Source organism: Chloroflexus sp. MS-G, from assembly GCF_000735195.1.
Classification (GTDB): Bacteria; Chloroflexota; Chloroflexia; order Chloroflexales; family Chloroflexaceae; genus Chloroflexus.
Map to the genome: position 1 here is coordinate 1 of NZ_JPIM01000007.1, position 24,265 is coordinate 24,265.

Here is a 24,265-nt window from a genome sequence, read left to right on the forward strand (position 1 = left end):
TTAGTCGGCGTGGTGCGACCTATCAGGCGCTCAAAATCTACGAAGAGGCCTACATTGACCTGACCAAAGCGATTGAGATCGATCCCAACAACGCCTGGGCATGGGCGCAGCGCGGTTCTCTCTTCCGGCAAATGTGATGTGGCGAGCGTGGTGCGTTCCACTCGATGAGGGTGTTACGCATTTAAGGATGTGGGCTTATCGCTCGAGACAAACGAGTCGGCATCCGAGACAGTCAGCTTGCTGAAGGTAGTCCGGGGATGATATTGAGTGCAACATTGCAAGCAGTTATGAACGGTATGCCACCTTCCACCCGTAAACGTGTGGACTTCCGTGCCTGTTGCGTGCCTTCCCAGCTCCAAATGAGGTCGCTGTGACCGATACCGTTGTCTTGCCAGAGCTACGAGTCGTGTTATTATCATTCCGACGTTATTGTTCGTGGGAGTACGAGAGGATTTTGTAGCCATGATCGCCACCCATCCAAAAGCTAACCGACCGATTCGGGTGGCTATGTTGGCTCGTGCCGTCTTTCCGCTGCATGGGTATGGTGGCATCGAACGCCACGTCTACCATCTCACCAAACATCTCACCCGCCTAGGCGTTGAAGTTACCCTCTACGTTCAATCACCGTCGGTCAGCAGTGATCCGGGTGATCTGCGTCTACATGCCATCGAGACCATCCGCTACGATTACACGTCACCGTTATTAGCACCCAACGGTGTTATTGGACGACAAATCAACTTCCCAATTTACAGTTGGCGTATTGGTCAACGAGCTGCCCGGCGCGTGCTGCAAGGGGATTTCGATGTTGTTCACAGCCAGGGTCTGTGCGCGTTCGGTTATGCAGTAGCGCGAAACCGCACACCACAACTGCGGTATGTTCCGTTTGTGGCAAATCCACACGGTATGGAGGAGTTTCGCACGCCAGACTGGCGTAAATGGCTGGCATATGCACCGTTTCGTATTCTCTACGCTTATGGGCATCGCCAGGCTGACCGAGTCATTGCGACCGATGCCTGCACCAAAGATGATCTACCGCGCTACCTCAAGGTTGATCCTGCCCGCATTGTCGTGATTCCATCAGCCATTGATACGGAAGAGTGTGTATCACAGGTACGCAGCGATCTCCGTGCTGCGCTACGGTTCCGCTTTGGTCTAGCCAGTAGCACTCCGATCTTACTCAGTGTCGGTCGCCTGGAACCAAACAAGGGCTTTGATGTATTAGTTGCCGCGCTGGCGCGCTTACGTGATGAATTGCCACCTAACTGGCTGTGGCTGATTGTTGGCAGTGGCTCAGCGCGTGCTGCACTAGAACAGCAAGTTAAAGCAGCCGGTATTGCCGATCATACGCTGTTCGTGGGACGGTTGAACGATGAAGAGTTGCATAGTCTGTATGAAGAAGTTGATCTGTTCGTCCATCCAACGCTGTACGAGGGTAGTTCTCTGGTAACCCTTGAGGCAATGATCCATCGCCGACCGGTCGTTGCAAGCGCGATCGGGGGTATTCCCGATAAGGTTTTTCCCGATCGTAACGGCTTACTGGTTCGTCCCGGCGATGTTGATGATCTCACAGCGAAACTCCGCCTCGCCCTGGAATCGCGTGACCGCTGGTCAGAATGGGGGGCGGCGGGTGAACAAATTGTGCGCTCGACCTTCGACTGGCCGATAGTGGCCCGGCAAACGGTTGAACTCTACGTTGAGCTGTTGTCAACCGGAATGAGCACCTCGCAGCCGACACGTTCTGGGTGATCGGTGACTAATGCCTGTGGTGGATCGTTGCGCAGCAGCCACAAGACGAGAAAATCTCCACCAGCAGTGAGTGTGAAGAATGCGCCGTATACTGTGAAGAGTGACAGGTTGCCGATAATACCAATAGCTGCTGGCAGCAGACCTAATCCTATCGCCGGCAAGACAACGCCGAATCGGTAGGGGTTGATGGGAAGTGGTTGTCGTAGATGTGCATATGGACTGAGCGTTTCTCGATCAACTCCAAATTTGATCGCGCTGAAAGGTACTCGCCCGGCCAGTATCCAGCCAAGTGCATGCAACAGTTCATGAACGATGATACCGACAACAATCAGGATTAAAAACAAGATAAGCGACCACCAGTGACCGGAGTCATCAATCAGAATTAAATTGCCGTTATAGAGAATGTGGCCGATATATAAGGCAATTGCTGGAACTGCTCCCAACCCGATACCGACCAGATTGGCGGTGACGAGCGAAGTTGTGCGGTCAAAGCGATGATACTGTGTAGATGGTTGCATATATCACCACAGATGGCACAGAGGACACGGCGAGTGTTTTGGTTTTTTCAGTGATGAAAGCTCAAGAGGTCATTGTACCACAGAGGACACAGAGAGTGTTCAAGGAGTTTTTTATGTCTGATAATACTCGAGCACTCCGAATCGTCGCGCTTGGTGGTGGTGGTGGTAGTGCGCAAGTCTTGCTCGGTGCTCGTCCGTTCTTCGCCGAACGTACTGCTATCATCGCAGTTACTGACTCGGGGCGTAGCACCGGTACGGCGCGAATGATTGCCAATATTCCCGCTCCCGGTGATCTGCGCAATCTGCTGGCAACCCTCGCTGCCAATCCTGATGCTGTTCTCCCGCGTTTGATGCAACATCGTTTGCGCAGTTCAGCGGTTCCACTGCTTGATGGAATGGCAGTCGGCAATCTGATGATAGGCGGCTTGACCCAAATGACAGGTGATATTGCTGCAGCAGTCGAACTGGCCCGCCAGATGTTGGGGTGTCCTGAACAGATTCTGCCGGTTTCAACCGCCAACACTCATTTGTGTGCCGAGCTGGTTGATGGTCGAATCGTCGTTGAAGAAGCGGCAGTGCGTGCGTTGGGCAAACCGGCGATTCGGCGTCTCTTCCTCGACCCGCCAGCAGTAGCTTACCCGCCGGCAATCACCGCGATTACCGACGCCGATGTCGTCGTCATTGGGCCTGGGAGCTTCTACACCTCATTGTTGGCTACACTCTGCTTTGAGGGAATCGTTACGGCGCTTCGTGAAACATCAGCAACAGTTGTCTTTGTCTGCAATACAACGACACAACCGGGACAGACTGACGGGATGAGCGTTGCTGATCACGTTTCGCGATTAGTCGATGTACTCGGTCTTGGTGTGCTGGATGTTGTTTTAGTTAATGACACTACCGAATTACATCCAGCTGTTGTAGCCCGTTATAGTGCGGCCGGTCTTCATCCGCTGGTCTTTACCGAAAATGATCGGCATACGATACGGGCGTTAGGGATTGAACCGCTGGTTCGTCATCTGGCCGAATCCGATCCCGGTTATCGCGAGTTATGGAATAAAGCCGATACCATTCGCCACGATCCGCAGGTACTGGGATTGGCGCTATGGAAAATTGCGTTGGATCGCAATACACAGCGAGACATAAGAGGTGGGTGATCGGTTTCCCTCACTCAATTCCGCTGTGTGCGGGGTAGGGTCATACTCTGCTGATGTGGTGTGCTGATACCACTGGGCAGGAATGGCGCCAGGGTAGGTAAAGGTCGCCTGTCCTCTCTACCTACACCCCAAACTTCGCCCCCCGTACCACCTGCACGTCCATGACATATGCAACAACGGCGAAATGAGGAAAGTAGACCGCTGCCAGATGCTGTAAAATCTTTTCAGCTACTTCAGGTGGTACCAGCGTCTCAATCCGCAGACTCTTCCCCTCCCATTCACTGGCGTGCACTCCACGGGTTCCTTCTCCCTGCACCGTACCAATCGTATATCCCCGTGCGCCAAGCTGACGCAGATCGTGTAATATCCGCTCTTCAAGCACCGCCTCGGCAATAATGGTCACCAGTTTGACAGTAGTCAATTCCATCGTGCTGCCCTTTCGCCGCTTAATGCCCACCAACGATCCATGATGCTATAGTGTAGTACAGCGGTAAGCCGATAGCCAAATTAAAAGGAAACGTGATACCGAGCGCCGCTGTCAGGTAGAAGCCAGGATTTGCCTGCGGTAGAGCAATCCGAACTGCCGCCGGTGCAGCAATGTACGACGCACTGGCGGCCAATACACCTAAAATGGTACTGCCTCCCAGTGATAGGCCACTTATGCTGCCAAACCAGATTCCAAGCAGCCCGTTGAAAATCGGCATGATGATACCAAAACCGAGCAAAAACAGACCAGCGCTGGGCAGATCGCGAAAGCGACGGGCAGCAACCATTCCTAGCTCCAGAAGGAAGAAGGTCAGCGCACCTTTGAACAGATCGACAAACACTGGTGCGACTTCCTTGCCGCCACGCGGGCCGGCCAACCAACCGATAATCATACCGCCAACGAGAAGCAAAATACTCTTGCTCGTGAGCAACTCACGTAGCGCTTTGCGCCAGTCACCACCCTGGGGGGCGCCAGCTACCTGCGCAATCAACAGTGCTACCACAATTGCCGGCACTTCCAGGATTGCGACTAACGCCGGCATAAAACCTTCATAACGTACTCCCACCGTGTCAAGGAATGTCTGCGCAGCGGCGAAGGTCACTGCTGACACCGAGCCATAATGTGCAGCCAGAGCTGCTGCATCGGCAACATTCAGCTTACCGATTTTACGTGCTACTCCGTAAGCAATCACTGGAATGATGATTCCAAGGAGCAACGTGGCTACAGCCGGTGCCCAAAACACGGCCAGGCTTGTCTCAGCCAGCGCAATACCGCCTTTCAGCCCAATTGCCAGCAAGAGATAGATCGAAAGCGTGGTGTACAACTCGTCAGGAAGTTTGAGATCACTATGTAGCAGTGTCGCAGTAATTCCAAGTGCAAATGCCAATACCATTGGTGAAAGCAGGTTGATCTGAACCAATTCCAGAATTGTCATAATTACCCTTTGTATTGCAAAGCAATCCCCTTCCCGATATTGTACCATCTCGCGAAACAGCGCTAATAGTGCTACAATAGCAGGCGTCGGTTGTCTTTTTGAAAATCAGAGGAGAACATCCCTATGGCCGCCCCGTTGTCGGCTCCCTCAGAGCGTTTGCCCCTCGCGACCCGGCTGGCGTTCGGTGCTGGTGATTTAGGTCCGGCCATCGCCACCATTATTGCTTCGTTCTTCCAGCTCTATTTCCTCACCACCATTGCCGGTCTACCTCCTGGCCTGGCGGGCACAATACTGCTTATCGTCAAAATTTGGGATGCGGTGAACGACCCGATTATCGGCTGGCTGACTGATAAAACCCAGACCCGCTGGGGACGACGGCGACCATGGCTGTTGTTTGGTGCCGCCCCATTTGGCTTGCTCTTCTTTTTACAGTGGATTGTTCCTCCATTCGATGTGACCGGTAAATTTATTTACTATCTGGTGATCGCTCTTCTCTTTGATACAGCGTTTACAGTGGTAAATGTGCCGTATACAGCACTTACCCCCGAATTGACCCGCGACTACGACGAACGTACTGCACTCAATTCCTATCGCTTTGCTTTCAGCATTGGTGGTAGCCTGCTCGGTGGTATTTTGCATCAAATTATCGTCGGGCAATTTTCTGATCAGCAAACTGGTTATCTAGTGTCAGGCGCCGTTATCGGGGTGCTTATTGCGCTTCCCTTCCTCTGGTGTTTTTTCGGCACTCGTGAGCGTTACGAACCAGAACCCGGCAGCGAAGAGTTGAGTCTACCGGATCAGATTCGGTATGTTTTTAAAAATCGTCCCTTTCTCTTTGTGGTTGGAATCTACATGTTCTCCTGGCTGGCAGTACAGGTTACTTCTAGCGTCCTCACCTTCTTCATAGTGTTTTGGTTAGGAAGTATTCCACAGTTCCCGCATGTCAGTTTTGGTCTGACATTTAACACCGTCAACGATCTGATCCCAGTGATGTTATTCGCAGTTCAGGGTTCAGCCCTCGTGTTTCTGTTTGTCTGGAGTGCAGTAAGTCGGCGGATTGGTAAAAAGGCAGTCTACATGATCGGCAGCCTGATCTGGATCGGTGTGCAGGCATTTCTATTCTTTCTACAGCCCGAACAGATCGATCTGGCGATCATTCTTGGCCTGATTGCCGGTGCGGGTGTTGCCACTGCCTATCTCATCCCGTGGAGTATGATGCCCGATATTATTGAGCTTGATGAACTTGAGACCGGTCAACGTCGGGAGGGCATGTTCTACGGATTTATGGTGTTCTTGCAAAAGATGGGGTTGGCGCTAGGGTTATTTCTGGTCGGTCAGATTTTACAATTTTCCGGCTTTAACGAAAATCTGCAACCCGGTCAGCAACCCGAAAGCGCCTTGCTAGCAATTCGCTTACTGATTGGCCCAATGCCAACCTTGATCCTGATCAGCGGGATGGTTCTGACAGCCTTCTACCCAATTACAAAAGCCAGTCATGCGGAAACACTGGCGAAACTGGCGCTACGGCGAAGCGAGCGTTTTGATCGAGCTTCCTCAAGGCGTTAGGGGACAGCTCGGCAGAACCACTCCGAGCCATCCTGTCGTGGGAAATGCAGGGCATTGTCTGGTGCCCTTTTGTCAGATCGGTAGCAATCCGAGCAGGGGTGAGGCACCAACGGGTTCCTTCGCCTCATCCGCTAGGATTGTGTCGGCGACAGGATGGCCGTGTCTCGTGTTGCATCCATTGTCCGACAGGTTGCAATTGTCGTAATGTGGTAACGAGGTATTCGGGTAGGCGCTAAGAAAAACGTCTTTGGCAAATCCGTTTCATTCATCTGACCGGATTATCACTTACAAGAACACCCGATACGGCTACGCCTGGATGATTATCTACCCTTCCGCAGACCAGGCGCCTTGTTGTGCACTCAGATAATCACAGCGTGCGGTCGTCTCGTTCTTGCGAATCGGTTGCCTGGCGTGTGGCAAGAACTCTCTCGGTCCTGGTGCAGTGCGCGCCTGGATATTCCCAAGTGCGCCGGTTTCTGAATTGGTGTGCGGTTGCCGCTGGGGCGTCATCGTATTACGAGCGGGATATACACCCGGTTTAGACTACTTGAGCAGGGATTGGTCCTTGCGTCGATCAACTCTGTGACTCCCGACTCTCCGGCAGTGTTGTACGTGCTTACCCGATAGCGGTAGCTCTGACCGCAACTCAGGCCGGTATCGGTATAGGTAGTGACATTCGCTCCCAGGGTGGCAATTCGCTTCCAGGTACTACCGTTCCAGCGGTAAAGGTAAAAGCCGCTCTCGGTACTGGCGTTGTCCTGCCAGGCGAGGGTAATGCTGGTGGCAGTGCTCCCAGTCTGGCGCAGGTTGCTGGGTGATGGCGGTGGTGTGTTATTTTGTACCACAATGGTATCACTTGCCTGGTAGACGGTCGTTCCACGCCGAATCTCCACGAAAACGGTGCGCACTCCATCTCCTGCTGCCAGTGTCCAGGTGTATTCGGTGGCGTATGGTCGCCATTCCGTCCAGGTACTCCCATCATTACTCAGCCGCATCTGCTCCGCCCATCCTGCACCGTAAATGTACAGGTTTACCGTAGACGATGTTGTGACTGCTGCCTCGCCGTTGATCACCACCGGATAGGTATTCCAGCGGCAGCCAAAGGTCTGCGACCAGAAATGGCCGTAGGTTGTGCCGCTACGGTAGGTGTAACCGGCACCGATTTCGCACAAGTCGGTGCGAAGGATATTCTCCCGATGACCGGAGCTACTCATCCACCCATTGATCACCTCCTCTGGCGAGTTATAACCGGCTGCCAGGTTCTCAGCGGCTACGGAATAGAAGTAGCCAAAATCCGGAAAGCGCTGCCCGATACTGCGCCCAAGACTGTCGATGTGTGAGAGGGTATTGCGGTTGGCGTTGTCCTCTACGATGTAGATCGCTGCCTGCTGTAAGTTGTCGTTGCGTTTCAGTGGTGACAGGCCATTTGCCATCCGTATCTCATTCGTTAGCTCAATTACCCGTTGCATCTGGTCGGTTTGGGCAAGGAGTGGGTGGGTGAATGGTGGATCGTTATGAACAAAGAGGATAAGACAGAGACCGGTCAGAAAACTTACAATGCGAAGATCTCGGCTCAACACGAATTGACCTCCTCGTTATTTCAAGATCAACGCTTGTGTGCGCATTGTAGACTGCTGGCAGCTCTGTGGCATGCCCGATGAATCCTATTGCGAGCAATGTTTACAATAAGTTTCGAGCATGTCTCTCTTGGGTGAAAACATTGAAGCCTCTGATTTTGTGCACGGGCGGCTTTTGGTACTGTGGTCGCAAGATCGGTGCGCTTCCCAGCAGGTATTATCGAAGATTTGACGCACTTTAGATCGTGTCCTGATTTATACTGTTTTTCGATGATGTTGTACTGCGATACCAACACTTTGGTAGTGACAATGCCTGACGTGTGGTATTATCGGCATCGAGTGGATGCGGAAAGTCGCTCCGAAATTGATGTTCTTTCAATCGATCACGTCGTAAAAAGGTAAATTCCATTGTACGCGGAATAGTAATATTACCAATAGTGACTGCACCACGTCGATTATTCGGGTGAATGTGAACACAGGCATGGGTTTGTAATAATTTCTCGATGGCGCGACTGGCGAAGAGAAAGAACCATTTGTTCCATAATTGATCGAGATGATGAAATTCAGCCACAATAATCCGAAAACGGTGTAGTAACTCGACCGGTGTTGCCAGAATTACCTCGTGCTCTGCACCCTCAATGTCCATTTGCAGTAAGAGATCACCGTTCTCCTGTGGCGGTAGCGATTGATGTACCCAATCGGCCAGCGTGATATACTGACCGTCTGTGAACGCACCGAGAAAGCGCTTGCTAAATCGAAAGGCCGGATGTGGGCAGGGCGGTCCCTCAACAGAGGCATCGGCCATAAAGACGGTCATCCCCCGCCGTGCACAGTCTTGCTCAAAATCGGCAATCTGACCAACGCCGGGAGAGAAACAAGTTGTTATGCCTTCCAGATCGTCGGGGACGAGATACCCGCCATCACCTGATGGCCCGAGGCGAATGAACGGGGTTGATGGCGCCAGCGGATGAAGCTGCTCGATCAGGGTTTGAACATGTGTTTGTGGCGTAAGATTGGTAGGAAACATGCGGCCCTTAGCCAGCAGCCTGATCGCCAGTTGTAAGACTGTATCTTTTACCATCATGTGGCAGCCTGAAAACGATTATTCGGTGCCAATATTGTAGCATTCTATATTGTTGTGATCAATGAATTTTTGATGATTAACGGACTTCAACTTTTGACAAAAGATTCAAAATGATGACCCCGACAATAATAAAACCAATGCCAATCATTGCCCATAGATCGAGACGTTGGCCGTAGAGGATCCAGGCTGCAACCGTGATCAGGACGATACCGATCCCTGACCAGACTGCGTAGGCGATACCTACCGGAATGGCTTCGAGAGCCAGTGACATTGCGTAGAACGAGATAGCATAGCCAATTACGACAATCAATGAGGGTAAAAGGCGAGTAAAACCGGCGCTGGCTTTGAGCGCCGAAGTAGCAACGACTTCGGTGAGAATGGCGATGAGTAAAAAGAGCCAGTATTTCATAGATGTTCCTTTATGTTGGTAAGGAAAGGTCACTGCTTCCCGGTTCTGAAGCAGCGGTCTTCGGTAACACCAGGCTTAGCAGAGGATTGGGAAACCGACGTGCCAGGGTGATTGCGCAAAAGGTTTCTACAAGGTCTGGTAGTTCGGCATATTCGACCACCATGCCGGTCTCTAGCTCATCTTTCACTACGATTGGTGGAATAACCGCCAGAGCGTGATGTTCGCGTACTACGAGACGTAACATTGCCATGTCATCAATCTCGGCGACGATCTTTGGTTGGATATTCAGGCGATGGACGAACGCATCAAAACCAGTTCGTATCGTCGATTCTGGCGAAGGAACTATTATTGGCTCGCTTTGTAACAATTCTGCCAGGGTTTGACGGTAACGGTTTGGATGCGGTTGTCCGATCAAACCAACCGGTTGTGTGTCGATGACGTGGACAATCCACGGTGTGGTCTGATCACTAAAAGGAATCCCGGTTGCCAGAACAACATCTAGATCGTAAAGCTTGAGACTGCCGAGCAGTTCTTCAAGGGTTCCCGAACGAACGATGACCTTGATCTCGGGATTGGCGAACAACGGACGAAGAAAGCCTACTTGAAAGTTGCGCGACAGAGTCGCTAAGGCGCCAACGCGCAAGGTCTTTTGGTGCGACTCCGCAAGTCGGCCAAATGTAGCGAGTAGCTCTTCACCCTTAGCAAAGATCGCATCGGCAAAGTCTAACGCGATGTGACCGGCTTCAGTTAAAACGAGTCGCCGACCGACCCGTTCAAATAGGGGTTGGCCGAGAAATTCTTCAAGGGCATTTATCTGCATTGAGAGGGCTGATTGGGCAATGTTATACTTCTGTGCAGCACGTGTCAGGTTGCCTTCGTGGGCGACAATCCAGAAGTAGCGAAGATGGTGATAATTCAACATAATTCTTTCCATCGGAACGAAGACGTAGCGTCGATCCGAAACTCCCGTTGGCGGAAGGGCGTGGTGTGAGAACCACTTCTACGGTAATGTGGCTTCATAGGTACAGGTCATGCGAGCCTAGGGTTGCGCTCGTGGTGCCCAACGATACCATTCTCCATCTGTCGGCGTATATCGGTCGGGGCGCAGTGGAGCTGTGTCCTTTGGTCAGGGTTTACCTCGTGGTGGCAAAGCGTTGTTCTGCCTCACTGTGCGACGCCATCGGTACCAGGCTGATCGACCATCGTGTTTTACTCATCAACCGGTTTCACCGTTGTGACGTGACGACGAGTTTTCGGATAGGCGCTTACAGAGTTTCCTAGACAGATGCCTGTTCGCGTTCATTCCCGTTCTTACGGTATTTCCTACCGTTGACCATAGCTCTCAGTATGCCAGATGAGATAGTTTTGTGCAATCTGTAAAAGAAACGAGCGTGGAATTCCTCTTTTCCCATACCTTTCTCCCAGCTCCCATCCTCTGCTCAGGGAAGAGAATGACTCCCTTATCTTCCCGCCAGCCCCTCCTCTCGCTCTCGAGCAGAGAACGGAGGAGTGCAGTGCGGGGTTTCTCCTAATCTCCCTCTTTCCTCCCTCCGCATTTCCTCTTTTCTCTCTACCTCACCGCTGCCGGTTGGGATGAAAACGTCGAACAGCCCCGGTCATTCCAGGCGCTGTAGACTGCTGTTTGTCCGGCGTTGCTCTTCCTTCGCTATGCAGGAAGCCGAACAATTGGGCTGGATTTATTTGTTCTGTTAAAAAGAATGTTTTTTGAAAATACATATATTTTTCTGACAGGTACTCCCATGATACTATTGAAACATCGAAATCATTGTGAAGGAGGAAACAAGGGTATGGGTAGTGAGCTGGTTCAGACTGGAGCGCTGTTGGGGTATCTTCCCTCGCTATTGCTGATAGCGGTGGCTCTCCTGGCAGCAAGCAATGTACTGCATTCGGTTGATTTGACCTTTCAGCTTGGCCGTCTCATCGGTATCGGCTCGTTTCTCCTGTTCCTCGGCATTGGGATGGTTGTTTTTACGTCGGGGCCGATGGTGAGTCCGATCATTGGTAGCGGTGAGATCGGTCTTCAGATCCGTTTTGATGCGCTGAGCGTCTTGCTGTTGTGGCTGGTGATCGTGCTGGGCACTCTCCTGATCCAGTTTAGCCGTAACTATCTTAATGGCGATCCACGGCAGAAAGTCTTTTTCCTTCGACTTTATCTGACAATAGCTGCTGTTCTCTTGATGATCTCGTCGGGTAATCTCTGGCAACTAGTACTGGCTTGGATCGGTACCAGCCTCGCTTTACACGAATTGCTCACGTTTTATCCTGAACGCCCACGTGCAATCCGTGCAGCACGCAAAAAATTTATTGTGGCCCGTGTTGGTGATCTCTGTTTGATCATTGCTGCTGTGCTGTTGTTTCGCGATTTTGGCACCACCGATATTGGTGCGATCCGCGACGCAGCCAGCGCTGCTCTGGCAAGTGGGAATATTCCGAATGGCGCGGCCACAGCAGCGATCTTTATTGTCTTTGCCGCTTCACTGAAATCGGCGATGTTCCCCTTCCATGGCTGGTTGTTGGAGGTGATGGAGACACCTACTCCGGTATCAGCCCTGCTCCACGCCGGTCTGCTGAACGCTGGTATCTTCCTGGTCGTGCGTTTTGGGGAGGTGGTGTTTCTTTCAACACCGGCGCTCATGATGTTAATTGCGATCGGTGGCTTCACTGCTATTTTTGCCTCATCGGCAATGATCACTCAGAGCAGTGTGAAAGTTTCGTTGGCTTACTCAAGCGCTGCCCACATGGCCTTCATGATCATGCTGTGCGGATTTGGCGCCCATACTGTGGCCATCATGCATCTCATTGCCCATTCTTGCTACAAAGCTCACGCCTTTCTCTCGTCAGGGAGCATCATCGAATACGTTCGGAATACGGGCGCACAGCGTCTCGATAAGGTTCCCCACCCGCTGGCGCTGCTCGTCAATGGTGCGTTAACGGTAGCAATCTTTCTTGCCGTTGCCACAGCTCTGGGCATCGACGTTACGAAGCGACCGGCTGAAACGGCGATGATCACGATCTTTATGCTCGCCGTTGCCTATCTGATGGTAAAGGGTAACACCGGTAAGGCGCCGTTGTACGTTATCAGCCGCACGACAATGATGGCCGCGTTGGTGACGGTTGCGTTCTTCATCCTTGAGGTACTGGCAGAAGCCCTGCTTGGTAGAGCGGTCGCCGTTTACCCAACGCTGAATGCGCCTGTGCTTATTTCAGTATGGACAGCAGTGGTTGTATTCGCCATCGTGATCATACTCAGCTCCTATTTACCGGCCCTGGTGAATCGCCCTGCCTGGCGTGCGTTCTACGTACATCTGAAGAACGGCTTTTACGCTAACACGCTGTTTGATCGTCTGATCGATATGGTACGTCTAGCTCGCTAATTCGTAAACCCACGGAGGCAATACCAATGAGTGTACTTGAAACGCAGTTCAGTGCTCAGGCCGTTGTCGTGACACCCATACCTACAGTTTCCCGCGACAGAATTATCTGTGCGGTAAAACAGGCCGAACAGCGTATCGCACCCTTATGGCCATTACGGAACTTTGTAGCAGTGAATCCGTTCCTCGGTCTGGCGGATGTGCCGTTCGCTACCGCAGCGCAGCTTCTGCTTGGTCGAGCGGGAGCACGGATGACCGCACCACGTGCTTTCTATGCACGGCTCATCAGTGATGGGCGGATAACCGATGCCGATCTGGCGACGGCAATTGCGGAACATAGTTCATTACGACATGCGCCGAAAGGTGTCGCTGAACTCAAGGCATTTGCATTCAGTGACACCACCGAAGCGACATATCCAGTACTACCGACCGTCGCTGATGTCGCTTCTACGCTAACCGGTATCAATTGGGCAGATGTCGTTACTGATGCCATTTCTACCTGGGCTGGCGCATACTTCGACCTTGGTCAGTCTTACTGGCGCTCACCGTGGGCACAATTACCGGCTTACGCAGCGTGGCGGGCCGAGGCAATGCACGACCGTAGTCCTCAAGTGAGAGGGTTAGGGTTACGCCAGTTTCGGCAGACGGTGCAAGAATTCCCAGAGACTGCCCTCGAGACGATTGTGGCAGCGGTGAAGATATTACAAATCCCCGACGACGGATTGGAGCCCTATCTACATCGTCTTCTGATAACAATTCACGGCTGGGCCAGCTATGCCCGTTATCTACGCTGGAATGCCGAACTCTACGGTGGTGAAGACAGTACGCTCACCGATCTGCTGGCGATCCGAATTGTTTGGGAAGTTGCTCTTTGGAAAAGCCTGGCAGGGAAAGGCCTTGCAGAGGCATGGCATAAGCGAAAGCAGGAATTGAGTGATGTACGTCTGGCGGAACACGTTCAGCGTGCACTGGCAGGTGACATTCTGCTTCAACGGGCCTTCGAGAAATCGTATCAGCGTCAGCTCTTCACTCAACTCGGTTCAAAACAGACTGCCACTGTTGTCCAACAAAGGCAACGCAAGCGCGTTCAAGCAGCATTCTGTATCGATGTACGTTCTGAGGTCTTCCGACGGGCACTTGAAACGGTAAGCAGTGAGATCGAAACGATTGGTTTTGCCGGATTTTTCGGTTTTCCAATCGAGTATGTTCCTCTGGCAGAGGTTCATGGTGGTGCGCAGTGCCCGGTACTGCTGACTCCGCAGTTTGTGATTGCTGAGACGGTTGAGGGCAAACCAGAGCAGGAAGTGGCAGCAATTGTAGCGAAACGAGCAATGAATCAGCGGGTTGCCAAGGCCTGGCGCATGTTCAAGTTTGGTCCAGTCTCCTGCTTCGGCTTCGTTGGACCGGTTGGTCTTGCCTATGTGCGGAAACTGTTGCTAGACACACTTGGGATCACGCGACCGGTCCCTCATCCAGCACAGTTTGGCCTGGATGCGCGAACTCGTGCACACGTGGCTCCCACTCTTGATCCATGGATAATAGACGGTCGCACTACCGGCATGTCAATTGAGCAGCGGGTGGCGGCAGCAGCGGGTGCGCTCAAGGCGATGTCACTGACCGACAATTTTGCCCGTATGGTGTTACTGGCCGGTCATGGTTCCACAACAGTGAATAATCCGCACGCTACCGCTCTCGACTGCGGCGCATGTGGTGGACACACTGGCGAAGCCAATGTACGGGTCGCGGTACGTATTCTGAACGATTCAGAAGTGCGCGCCAGATTGTGCGAGCAAGGGATTATGATTCCCAATGACACAGTATTCGTTGCCGGTCTGCACGATACGACGACTGATGATGTCATCATTTTCGATAAACATCTCATCCCGGCCAGTCACGCTGCCGATCTCAAGCAACTAGAAGCAGACCTGGCCGCTGCCGGACGATTGGCCCGTACCGAACGAGCGGTGCTGTTCAAGCTAGATCGTAAGGACAGGATCGATAAAGCAATTCGTCATCGGAGTAAGGATTGGTCGCAGGTGCGCCCAGAGTGGGGATTGGCTGGATGTGCCGCGTTTATTGTGGCACCACGCGATCATACAGCGGGCATTAAGCTGGATGGACGCGCCTTTCTCCATTCGTACAACTGGCAGCAGGATACCGATTTCAGCGTCCTGGAGCTTATCATGACAGCTCCTATGATTGTTGCCAGTTGGATCAACCTCCAATATTATGGTTCAACAGTTGATAATCGAGTCTTCGGGAGTGGTAACAAAACGCTGCACAACGTTGTCGGAACGCTCGGCGTCTTAGAAGGAAACTCAGGTGATTTACGGGTGGGATTGCCGTGGCAATCGGTTCACGATGGCTCGAAGTATGTGCACGAACCACTCCGTTTACACGTGTTGATTGAAGCACCAATTGATGCAATGACTGCAATTATCGCAAAGCACGAGCAGGTACGGCAACTCCTCGATAACGGTTGGCTCTATCTGTTTGCTCTTGATGACCGGGGTAACGTATCTCACAAATATGTCGGTCATCTGCAATGGGAGCCGTGTGGTACGTGATATGTTCGTATCAAGTTGAGCAGGGGCATGGCGCTGCCGTGCTCCTGCTACACTACACACGCACAGGCAGTTGGACAATGAAGGTACTGCCTCGTCCAACTTCGCTCTCCAGTGAGATACTGCCACCATGGGCCTCCACAGCCAGCCGGCAAAAGTAGAGACCCAAACCGGTGCCTTGCCGACGATCATGGTCACGGGCCTGGTAAAAGCGTTCAAAGATGTGAGCCTGGGCTTCGGCAGGAATACCTTGACCAGTATCGCTGACCCGGATTTCAACACTGTGTCCGTTGTTTGTTACTTGTGCGGTTATTCGTACCTCACCGCCTGCAGGGGTAAACTTCATCGCATTTGAAATCAGGTTGGTCAGTACCCGTTCAATCAAATGAGCGTCTACGGGCACAATAGGCAGCTCAGCGGGTATTTCAACCCGTATCTGTGGGTGATCGATATGGGACAGTTGCCGAAGAGGATCGCAAACGGTTTTGATCAGGTTGACTAGATTCGTAGGTTGCAACTGTAATGACCAGCTACTGGTTTCAAGCCGTGCTGAATCGAGCACGGTGTTGACCAGGCTGAGCAGGTAGGTTGCACTCTCCTGCGCAACTCCCAGCAATTCCTGATGAGCATTTGGATCAAACCCCTGCCGTTGCAGTGCCTTCAGACTGATGAGCAACGTATGCAGTGGCGCCCGCATGTCGTGGACGATCATGTTCGTTTGATCTTCGTGGTTGCGGAGACGCTCGGTGAGCGAACGATTTGCCAGCGTGAGCGTGACGTGCTGACGAGCAGCGAAATCGAGTGCCTGATTAGCAATGTGCAAGAGCAGGCTGGTTGGTGGTGGCTGCAACCGTAATAGCGCAGCACGTTGCATCATCGGAATAGCACCATCAAGTATCTCGCCAATTGCCAGCAGGTCTTCGGGTGCGCAACTCCATTGAGCATCGTACAATTGCAAATCGGCATCGCGTTCGAGTGGTTCCATCGGCATTGCAACTAGGGCATAGCCGTAGCGCGGGCCGATTCCAATCAGTGCGACTCCCGTACCGTTGGTAACCAGGTTGCTGCGCTGAATCGGCAATGCAATGTCTTGCAGCACCAGATCAGCCCAATGGCCACCCTTGGCGCCAGCGACCAACACCGATCCTCCTTCGGCCAATGTTGCATAGCTTAACGTTTGGGTCAGTTGGATGAGCGTTGCTGGTGTATAACCTCCGGCAACCCCCATTCGGAGACAGGCCCTCAGTGCACCAACTTCTGGTATCGTCTTTACCGCTCCGAGTTGTGCGCCAATTTCCCGTTGCTGTTGCCCCCCCACGGTTCGTTCCTTCCTCGCTGCGTAGTTTTTCACTACCCAATGACGAGACTTACGAGCATGGCATTGAAGAGATCAAGCTGATCGTCAAACTTATCTTCCGGTGCTTCAAACATGATCAGGTACGTCCATCCGGTTGTGGGGCTGGTAGCCACGATGGCAACCACGTAACTGTTGTTCCCTTGTTGATTTGGATAGACGTACTCGATCTTTAGCCCGTTGATTCCAGAGATGCGGAAATCGGTTTCATTGACACGCAGTTCACCATTTTGCTCGACCAGGCGCTTCAATTCCCGCATCAGGATGCTGGTAGCAGTTGCTGGATCGTCGTCTACGAACTTGTAGACATCAACCACAACGTATACACCGTCATCGATCTCACGGTGAGCGAAAATAATCCGATCGTTGCCGGTATCTGTTGCACGCCAGGATTGTGGATAATCCATGGCAAAGCCCAGGTTGCTTTCATAGCGCTGAAAACCAGCCTGAGCGGCACCGGGTGGTACAAGCACAGTACTGGGATTTGTGGCTATGTTGGCATTATTAACTGAAACATCAACGTAGTCGTAGTGATAATTGCCGGAAATGTCGCGTACCAGGAATCCCATCACGTAATTGCCGTTGAGTGTAGGCGCACGTACTGCTGTGAGCGGTTTTTCACCAAAGGTGATAGTCTGGCCCTCGAAACGATTAACCTCTAGCTTACTACCGGTGTCAGTGTACGAACGGTAGTAGGCAGTGAAGGTATCGCCAGGGCGTGGTGTTAGCTCAAACGGTTGCGGTTCCTGTTTACCGGCGCTGCGGGGGAAGCCCCAGATTCGTACAAGCTGTGCTTCACTGCCCTGGATCGAAAAGATCAAACCGGCATTGATCTTCTCTCCAGTCGCTGTTGTGGTGTAGATACCTTCAACACCGTAGAATTCAGAGCCATACTTGATCGGTCCAAGCAACACCTCAATCGAGTCCTTCCCATTGTTCAGGTACCAGCTTGTTGCATCCCAGCTCAGTCGTAAATTATACTCACCAGCATCCCAGTTTGGTACCTGATTGCCGGGAATAGTTCCTGGTGGGTAGATGAAATCGACCTGGATCAGATCAACGGTATCGCGCCGATCATTAGGAATGCCGATGAATTGAAAGACGTAAGCAATATCGCTGCCAGCAACGGTGCCGGTCAAATGAGCCGGTGTATTGACACTCACTACCTCACGGTTGATGACCAGATTGCTGATGGTTGGGCGCTGCACGGCGACACTACCGGCTTGATGGTAAGCGCGCAGAAATTCTTCCCACGCTGTCGCTCGTGGTAATGGTGAAGCCCGTTCGTACATCTCGGCATAGAGTTCGGCCAGTTGCGGGAAGTAAATCGAGAGGCCACCACTTTCCCGATGATACCTGCCTGCTCCGTGCGCAATACGCGCCTGTTCAATGGTTTGTAGTAATTGGTTGGCTCGATCTACTATCGTGCTACTAGCGCGTTGTTGGGGGAGGAGGGTAAGAAAATGGGGCAGATCGATGGCATTGAAATCTTCTGAGTAGGCCGGTGCGTACACGTTGGTGAACGAACGGGCCTGCCCAATCGCATTGTAGCTCTGCTGCACTTCACGCTGTAGTGTTTGCGCCAGTGTGTTAATGCCATTCACGATATTGTTGACTTGTGTCAAGTCGAATGCCGACAATGTGACTTCGTCTGCTCTGCTACCCCTAAACGAATCCATATATGTTTGGACAATAACTGGTGCAATCGCGAAGCCATCCTGATCAGGATTGGCAACCAGTTGTTCGAGCCACGCATCCCATGCCCAACCACTGTTCGGTTCTAGTTCGGCCGATGCCACTGCAACTTGTCCGTATGGGGCAATGGTTTGAAAGACATCGATCTGTGCCATCAGACAGGCATCAAATCCGATCAGTTCAAACCCTCCGATCTGAGTACGACTCAGAGCAGTCTGGAAGGCTGAGCTGATTTCGGGTAAATTGAGCACATCGTTGTCGGTGTCATCACTCGCAATTCCCAACCACGAAGCACCATGATCCCAGAGAATAATGGCATAGCGATGGGCTGGATAGCTTTCAATGCCCCAGATAAGGAAGTCGGTTAAGGTTGCTGGATCACCCATGTTGGTCTCACCTAGATCGGCAACTGCATGATCCGGCGTTGGTTCCATACCTGCCTCAACCCGGAAGCGCAGCGTTCCCTCCCAATTATCGTAACGCTCGTCATCCCAGGTTTCCGGCGATCGGATTCGATCCAGTTGCACAACAATGTGTACCCGTTCGGTTGAACCGACGCGGGCCATTTCGAGAAAGTCGTCGAGCGCATCTGCCTCCAGATTATTGTCACCGTCAAGGTAAACCAGGATTGTCCAATCGGCAGCATTTGCAGGTAACTCACGGGTAGGAATGGCTGGTGGAGGTGTGGTTGGCGAGGGAGAGATGCCACTTCCTTCACCGCTGTTATTGCTATTGTTGCTCCCACCGGCAATGATACCGCTCCGATTCAGCAGCATCACGCTGCCGGTGACAGCTCCGGCCAGGATGATGCAGGTAAACAGTCCACCGATCAACAGCCAGATCGGGAAACGTCGTGGTTTGGGCTGTGCTGGAGCTGGCGGAACAGGCGGTAGGCGAAATCCGCCGTCTGCCGGTGCAGGCGATGGTTGCGCCGACCAGCCGGGGGCGGCTGGTGTTGAACCAACCGGTAACGTTGGATCGAGCGTGGCACCGGCAGGCTCTTCAAACCGGAATATTTCGTCGCCAATAACGAAAGTATCACCAGGTCGTAATATCTGACGCTGAATGAGTTGGCCGTTCAAAACGGTACCGTTAGAACTTCCCAAATCGATTAAGAGATAGACCCCACCTTCACGTCTGATCTCGGCATGCCGACGCGAAGCACGCTGACTGGTAATGACGATAGTATTGTCTGGTGAGCGGCCAAAGGTGATCGGTGTATTGCCTAGTGGAAAGATTCGACCGCTGAGTGGGCCACTGACGGCAACGATCCGAGCTGTCATAGAGCAGTTTCCCCTGGTGATATGCAAGCACAGTCGAATTGTAGCACGCTATCAATACGTTGAATATGGGAAAAAGGTTACATTTGCTCAGACTCGCTGAAGCCGGATCGACGTGTAGCAGAGCGTTTGCGATGTACTCCTGATCAGTCGAGAGTACAGTCCTCTACACTTCATCGAGGATGACACACAAGAATATTTCTATTACCGGTTTGTACTCGATAGAACGTCGTACCCTCATCGAGATTCCCAATCCGTCTTCCGTATCTGTGGAGGTGCGCAGCTTCCTGTTGCGATGAGATGAAAGGCTATGACCAGAACCCGTTTCCCCGTTGCGCACCGAGATGCACGCGGAGAAGCTCTCTCACCTTACCCCAGCCTCTTTCTCACCAGTGGTAAGGACGGGGGACGAAGGCCGGCTCACTACCCGCTCTCATGTATCTCTTTTCATGAAACTGGCAAAAACCCCTTGCTCTTCTTCCATAGTTGTGGTATCATCATTATTCGCGATCTATATTATGCGCACGACGTAAGCAGTGTGAATGGTAGGACGTCCCCGTGTGGGGCAATACAATTTTAAAACAAACGATGTGCCGGAGCAGTCCACCTGCGGCCCGCTGATGGGTAGTGCCGCAGGTTGGCTATTTATGTTTTTTGCAACGTCGAACGCAACACCGTGTGCTGAACCGTAAGCGTTATACAGAGAGAGGTGCGTATGCCCCCGTTGATTGAGAGCGTGGTTCTTCAGCCGTTGATCGCCCCGATCGACCCGGGCGCCGATGGGCGTCGGTCGCGCCGGATTGAGCGTCGCTCGTTCGCCCGCATTAAAGATGCCATCGATCTGCCATTACTGATTGAAACTCAGCTCAAGAGTTTTGAATGGTTCAAGCGGGAGGGGCTGCGCGAACTCTTTGATGAGATTTCGCCCATTACCGATTTTACCGGAAAAAACCTTGAACTCCACTTCCGTGACTATACGTTTGGTGAGCCGCGCTACGATGAATTCGAGTGCCGTGAGCGCGATTTGACCTACGCCGCTCCGCTGCGCGTGAAGGTTGAATTGCGTATCCTGACCACCGGTGAAATCAAGGAGTCCGAAATCTTTCTCGGCGATTTCCCGATGATGACTGATAACGGTACCTTTGTGTACAATGGTGCCGAACGGGTGGTGGTCTCACAGTTGATCCGCTCTCCTGGTGTCTATTTCAAAGATGAGAAAGACCCTACCAGTGGGCGGGCACTCCATACGGCGAAACTGATCCCTAATCGTGGCGCCTGGCTTGAATTCGAGACGAATAAGCGCGATGTTATCAGCGTGAAGGTTGATCGCAAGCGCAAGATTCCGGTGACGATTCTGCTGCGTGCGATTATGGCCTGGCAGGCCGAAGAGAATGGTCAGGGGCGCTGGGTGCCGGATAACGAACTCGACAAGTATGGTCATAATGACCAGATTATCGAGTTGTTCCGCCATGTCGATACGGTGCTCGAACATCAGTATATCCATGCGACCCTCGATAAAGACCCTTCGCGGAATGCCAAAGAGGCATTGCTGGAACTGTATAAGCGGCTCCGTCCTGGTGATCCGCCAACGCTAGAGAATGCTCGTTCGCTGATTGAGTCGCTGCTGTTCAATCCACGCCGCTATGATCTGGCGAAGGTTGGACGCTACAAGCTGAATAAGAATCTCTGGGAACGTGATGCCCGTTGCGACAACGCAAAAGCTCCCGACCTCAGTGTGCGGGTGTTGCTGCCGCGTGACATCTTCCGCATTGTTGAGCAGCTTATTTTGCTCAATAATGGTCACGGGCGTCCCGATGATATTGACCATCTCGGTAACCGACGGGTACGCACCGTCGGCGAGCTGATTCAACAGCAGTTCCGGGTTGGTTTGCTCCGTCTCGAGCGGGTGGTGAAAGAGCGGATGTCGCTCCAAGACCCGGCTAGTGCTACTCCCAATGGCTTAATCAATATTCGACCGGTTGTCGCCGCCATGCGCGAGTTTTTTGGTGGTTCGCAGTTGAGCCAGTTTATGGATCAGACCAATCCACTGGCTGAGCTGACCAACAAACGTCGGCTTTCTGCCCTTGGTCCTGGTGGTCTTTCGCGTGACCGGGCCGGTTTTGAAGTGCGTGACGTACACCACTCGCACTACGGGCGTATCTGCCCAGTCGAGACTCCAGAAGGGCCGAACATCGGTCTGATCGGTACGATGTCAACCTTTGCCCGTGTCAATGAGATGGGCTTTCTCGAAACACCTTATCGCAAGGTGTATAACAGCATTGATAACGCCCATGTCTGGAAGGAAAAGGGCATCCTGCTGCGCGACGTGCGTGATTTGCGTACCGGCGATCTGATTGCCGCCAAAGGGACAAGGGTAGATGATCAGATTGCCCGCCAGATCACTATTGGTCTCCTGCGTGGTCAGATCCTGCGTGAAGACATCGTTGATCCCAATACCGATGAGCTGATCGCTGAAGCTGGTACCGAGATTAATCGTGCGCTGGCCGAACGGATTGTCGAATTGCCGATCAGGCATATCAAGATTCGTCCGGTCGTCTCGCAAGAGGTCGATTACCTCAGTGCTGATGAGGAAGATCGCTTCGTTATTGTGCAGGCAAACGCTCCACTCGATCAGCATAACCGCTTCCTTGAAACGACTGTCTCGTGTCGCTTCGGCGAAGATTTCGTCACCGAACGGGTGGAACGGGTTGATTACATGGACGTGTCACCCAAGCAGGTGGTGAGTGTCTCTACGTCGTTGATCCCCTTCCTCGAGCACGATGATGCGAACCGTGCGCTGATGGGATCGAACATGCAACGGCAAGCGGTGCCATTACTGCGCCCCGATGCGCCCATCGTCGGTACCGGTATGGAATACCGCGCTGCTCGCGATAGTGGTCAGGTGGTTGTCGCCCGTCGTGATGGCGTGGTGGTCAGTGCCACCAGCGACCGAATCGTGATTGAGGAAGATGACGGGAATCGTACTGAATACCGTCTGCGCAAGTTTATGCGCAGTAACCAGGATACCTGCATCAATCAGCGTCCGGCAGTGGTTCGTGGTCAGCGGGTCAAGGCTGGTGAGGTGATTGCCGATAGCTCAAGTACCGATCAAGGTGAACTGGCCCTTGGTCAGAATGTTTTGGTGGCCTATATGCCGTGGGAAGGCGGTAACTTCGAGGACGCCATCCTTGTCAGTGAACGGTTGGTACGCGAAGATATCTTTACCTCAATCCACATCGAGAAGTACGAGGTGGAAGCTCGCGATACCAAACTCGGCCCTGAAGAGATTACCCGCGATATTCCCAACGTCGGTCAAGAGAGCCTGCGGAATCTTGATGAGCGCGGTATCATCTATATCGGCGCTGAAGTGCAGCCAAATGATATTTTGGTTGGCAAGATTACACCGAAAGGCGAAACCGATCTCACCGCTGAAGAGCGCTTGCTGCGGGCAATCTTTGGTGAGAAGGCTCGTGAAGTCAAAGATAGCTCGCTGCGCGTACCAAACGGCGTGCGCGGGAAGGTGATCGATGTCAAAGTCTTCTCGCGCAGTGAAGGTGCTGAATTGCCGGTTGGTGTGAACCAGACGGTGCGAGTCTTGCTGTGTCAGAAGCGAAAGATCAGCGCTGGCGACAAAATGGCCGGTCGCCACGGAAATAAGGGTGTGGTGTCACGGGTCCTGCCAATTGAAGATATGCCGTTCCTACCCGATGGCCGCCCAGTAGATATTATTCTGAACCCCATCGGTGTGCCGTCGCGTATGAACATTGGGCAGATTCTGGAAACACACCTGGGCTGGGCTGCGGCCCGTCTCGGCTTCCGCGTGGCTACGCCTGTGTTCGATGGCGCTCGTGAGGATCAGATCAAAGAGCTGTTGGTACAGGCGGGTCTGCCGGCCGATGGCAAGATTACGCTCTACGATGGCCGTACCGGCGAGAAATTCGATAATCCGGTGACGGTGGGCTATGCGTATATGCTCAAGCTTGCTCACCTCGTCGAAGATAAGATTCACGCACGCTCAACCGGCCCTTACAGTCTGGTGACCCAACAGCCCCTCGGCGGTAAGGCGCAGTTTGGTGGTCAGCGCTTCGGTGAGATGGAAGTCTGGGCACTTGAAGCCTACGGTGCTGCCTACACGTTGCAAGAGATGCTGACCGTGAAATCAGACGATGTGGTTGGTCGCGTCAAGACTTACGAGGCTATCGTGAAGGGTGAACCGATCCAGGAAGCCGGTGTGCCCGAGAGCTTCAAGGTGCTGATTAAGGAATTGCAGAGCCTTGGTCTCAGTGTCGAAGTGTTGAGTGCCGATGAGAAGCCGGTTGAGCTGAGTGATGATTTCGACAGCGACATCGGTGCCCTGGAGGGTATTAACCTGAGCGGTATGGAACGTGGTGAGTTCTGAGCGTGTTTCTGAATGTTATACCTCTTCCGCGTATGTTGGTAGCGGAAGAGGTATGGACTGTGATGAGGGTTGTGGTCCGTTTGTGACGTTGCCCTGATCTGAGGAG

The 24,265-nt window shown here is 52.7% G+C and carries 16 protein-coding genes; 7 read left to right on the forward strand and 9 right to left on the reverse strand.

Going from position 1 to position 24,265, the window contains the following annotated elements:
• A partial coding sequence (locus JE47_RS21195) for a tetratricopeptide repeat protein (RefSeq protein WP_152555985.1) occupies nucleotides 1-137 on the forward strand: 137 nt, incomplete at its 5' end.
• Nucleotides 138-462: 325 nt separating this feature from the next.
• Entirely contained in the window at nucleotides 463-1,746 is a 1,284-nt protein-coding gene (locus tag JE47_RS0102250) for a glycosyltransferase family 4 protein (protein WP_031458204.1), read from the forward strand.
• On the opposite strand, the gene JE47_RS0102255 is transcribed toward JE47_RS0102250, so the two are convergent.
• Complete coding sequence (locus JE47_RS0102255; protein WP_031458205.1) at nucleotides 1,689-2,264, reverse strand: DUF3267 domain-containing protein; 576 nt, start codon at nucleotides 2,262-2,264, stop codon at nucleotides 1,689-1,691. The genes JE47_RS0102250 and JE47_RS0102255 overlap by 58 nt on opposite strands.
• A gap of 113 nt (nucleotides 2,265-2,377) precedes the next feature.
• Here JE47_RS0102255 and JE47_RS0102260 point away from each other — a divergent pair, with 113 nt between their 5' ends.
• Nucleotides 2,378-3,418, forward strand: a complete 1,041-nt coding sequence (locus JE47_RS0102260; protein ID WP_031458206.1) for a gluconeogenesis factor YvcK family protein — start codon at nucleotides 2,378-2,380, stop codon at nucleotides 3,416-3,418.
• Nucleotides 3,419-3,539: 121 nt separating this feature from the next.
• Here JE47_RS0102260 and JE47_RS0102265 read toward each other — a convergent pair whose 3' ends face one another.
• Nucleotides 3,540-3,845, reverse strand: coding sequence for a P-II family nitrogen regulator (locus JE47_RS0102265; RefSeq protein WP_031458207.1), 306 nt, complete (start codon nucleotides 3,843-3,845; stop codon nucleotides 3,540-3,542).
• 19 nt (nucleotides 3,846-3,864) lie between these two features.
• Nucleotides 3,865-4,839, reverse strand: a complete 975-nt coding sequence (locus JE47_RS0102270) for a sodium-dependent bicarbonate transport family permease (protein ID WP_031458208.1) — start codon at nucleotides 4,837-4,839, stop codon at nucleotides 3,865-3,867.
• Nucleotides 4,840-4,962: 123 nt separating this feature from the next.
• Here JE47_RS0102270 and JE47_RS0102275 point away from each other — a divergent pair, with 123 nt between their 5' ends.
• Entirely contained in the window at nucleotides 4,963-6,405 is a 1,443-nt protein-coding gene (locus JE47_RS0102275; RefSeq protein WP_031458209.1) for an MFS transporter, read from the forward strand.
• Between the two features lie 506 nt (nucleotides 6,406-6,911).
• Here the strand turns inward: JE47_RS0102275 and JE47_RS20910 are convergent.
• The 4 genes from JE47_RS20910 to JE47_RS0102295 all read right to left on the reverse strand — a co-directional run bounded on the left by JE47_RS20910 (nucleotide 6,912) and on the right by JE47_RS0102295 (nucleotide 10,397).
• Entirely contained in the window at nucleotides 6,912-7,985 is a 1,074-nt protein-coding gene (locus JE47_RS20910) for a CAP domain-containing protein (RefSeq protein WP_081909978.1), read from the reverse strand.
• Nucleotides 7,986-8,220: 235 nt separating this feature from the next.
• Nucleotides 8,221-9,066, reverse strand: coding sequence for a hypothetical protein (locus tag JE47_RS20265; protein ID WP_051871054.1), 846 nt, complete (start codon nucleotides 9,064-9,066; stop codon nucleotides 8,221-8,223).
• A 76-nt stretch (nucleotides 9,067-9,142) separates the two neighbouring features.
• A complete protein-coding gene (locus JE47_RS0102290; protein ID WP_031458212.1) occupies nucleotides 9,143-9,475 on the reverse strand; it encodes a DMT family transporter in 333 nt (110 codons plus the stop codon).
• Between the two features lie 10 nt (nucleotides 9,476-9,485).
• Nucleotides 9,486-10,397, reverse strand: coding sequence for a LysR family transcriptional regulator (locus tag JE47_RS0102295; RefSeq protein WP_031458213.1), 912 nt, complete (start codon nucleotides 10,395-10,397; stop codon nucleotides 9,486-9,488).
• A gap of 886 nt (nucleotides 10,398-11,283) precedes the next feature.
• On the opposite strand from JE47_RS0102295, the gene JE47_RS0102300 reads away from it, so the two are divergent.
• On the forward strand, nucleotides 11,284-12,870 hold the full coding sequence (locus JE47_RS0102300; protein WP_031458214.1) for a proton-conducting transporter transmembrane domain-containing protein: 1,587 nt from the start codon (nucleotides 11,284-11,286) through the stop codon (nucleotides 12,868-12,870).
• Between the two features lie 26 nt (nucleotides 12,871-12,896).
• Entirely contained in the window at nucleotides 12,897-15,434 is a 2,538-nt protein-coding gene (locus tag JE47_RS0102305; RefSeq protein ID WP_031458215.1) for a YbcC family protein, read from the forward strand.
• A gap of 52 nt (nucleotides 15,435-15,486) precedes the next feature.
• On the opposite strand, the gene JE47_RS0102310 is transcribed toward JE47_RS0102305, so the two are convergent.
• Nucleotides 15,487-16,749 carry a sensor histidine kinase gene (locus JE47_RS0102310; RefSeq protein ID WP_031458216.1) on the reverse strand — a complete coding sequence of 421 codons (1,263 nt, stop codon included), beginning with the start codon at nucleotides 16,747-16,749 and terminating at the stop codon, nucleotides 15,487-15,489.
• A 32-nt stretch (nucleotides 16,750-16,781) separates the two neighbouring features.
• Nucleotides 16,782-19,763, reverse strand: coding sequence for a clostripain-related cysteine peptidase (locus JE47_RS0102315; protein ID WP_031458217.1), 2,982 nt, complete (start codon nucleotides 19,761-19,763; stop codon nucleotides 16,782-16,784).
• A 712-nt stretch (nucleotides 19,764-20,475) separates the two neighbouring features.
• Between JE47_RS0102315 and rpoB the strand changes: the two genes are divergently transcribed.
• Nucleotides 20,476-24,159, forward strand: a complete 3,684-nt coding sequence (rpoB, locus tag JE47_RS0102320) for a DNA-directed RNA polymerase subunit beta (RefSeq protein WP_031458218.1) — start codon at nucleotides 20,476-20,478, stop codon at nucleotides 24,157-24,159.
• The last annotated feature ends 106 nt before the right edge of the window (nucleotides 24,160-24,265 follow it).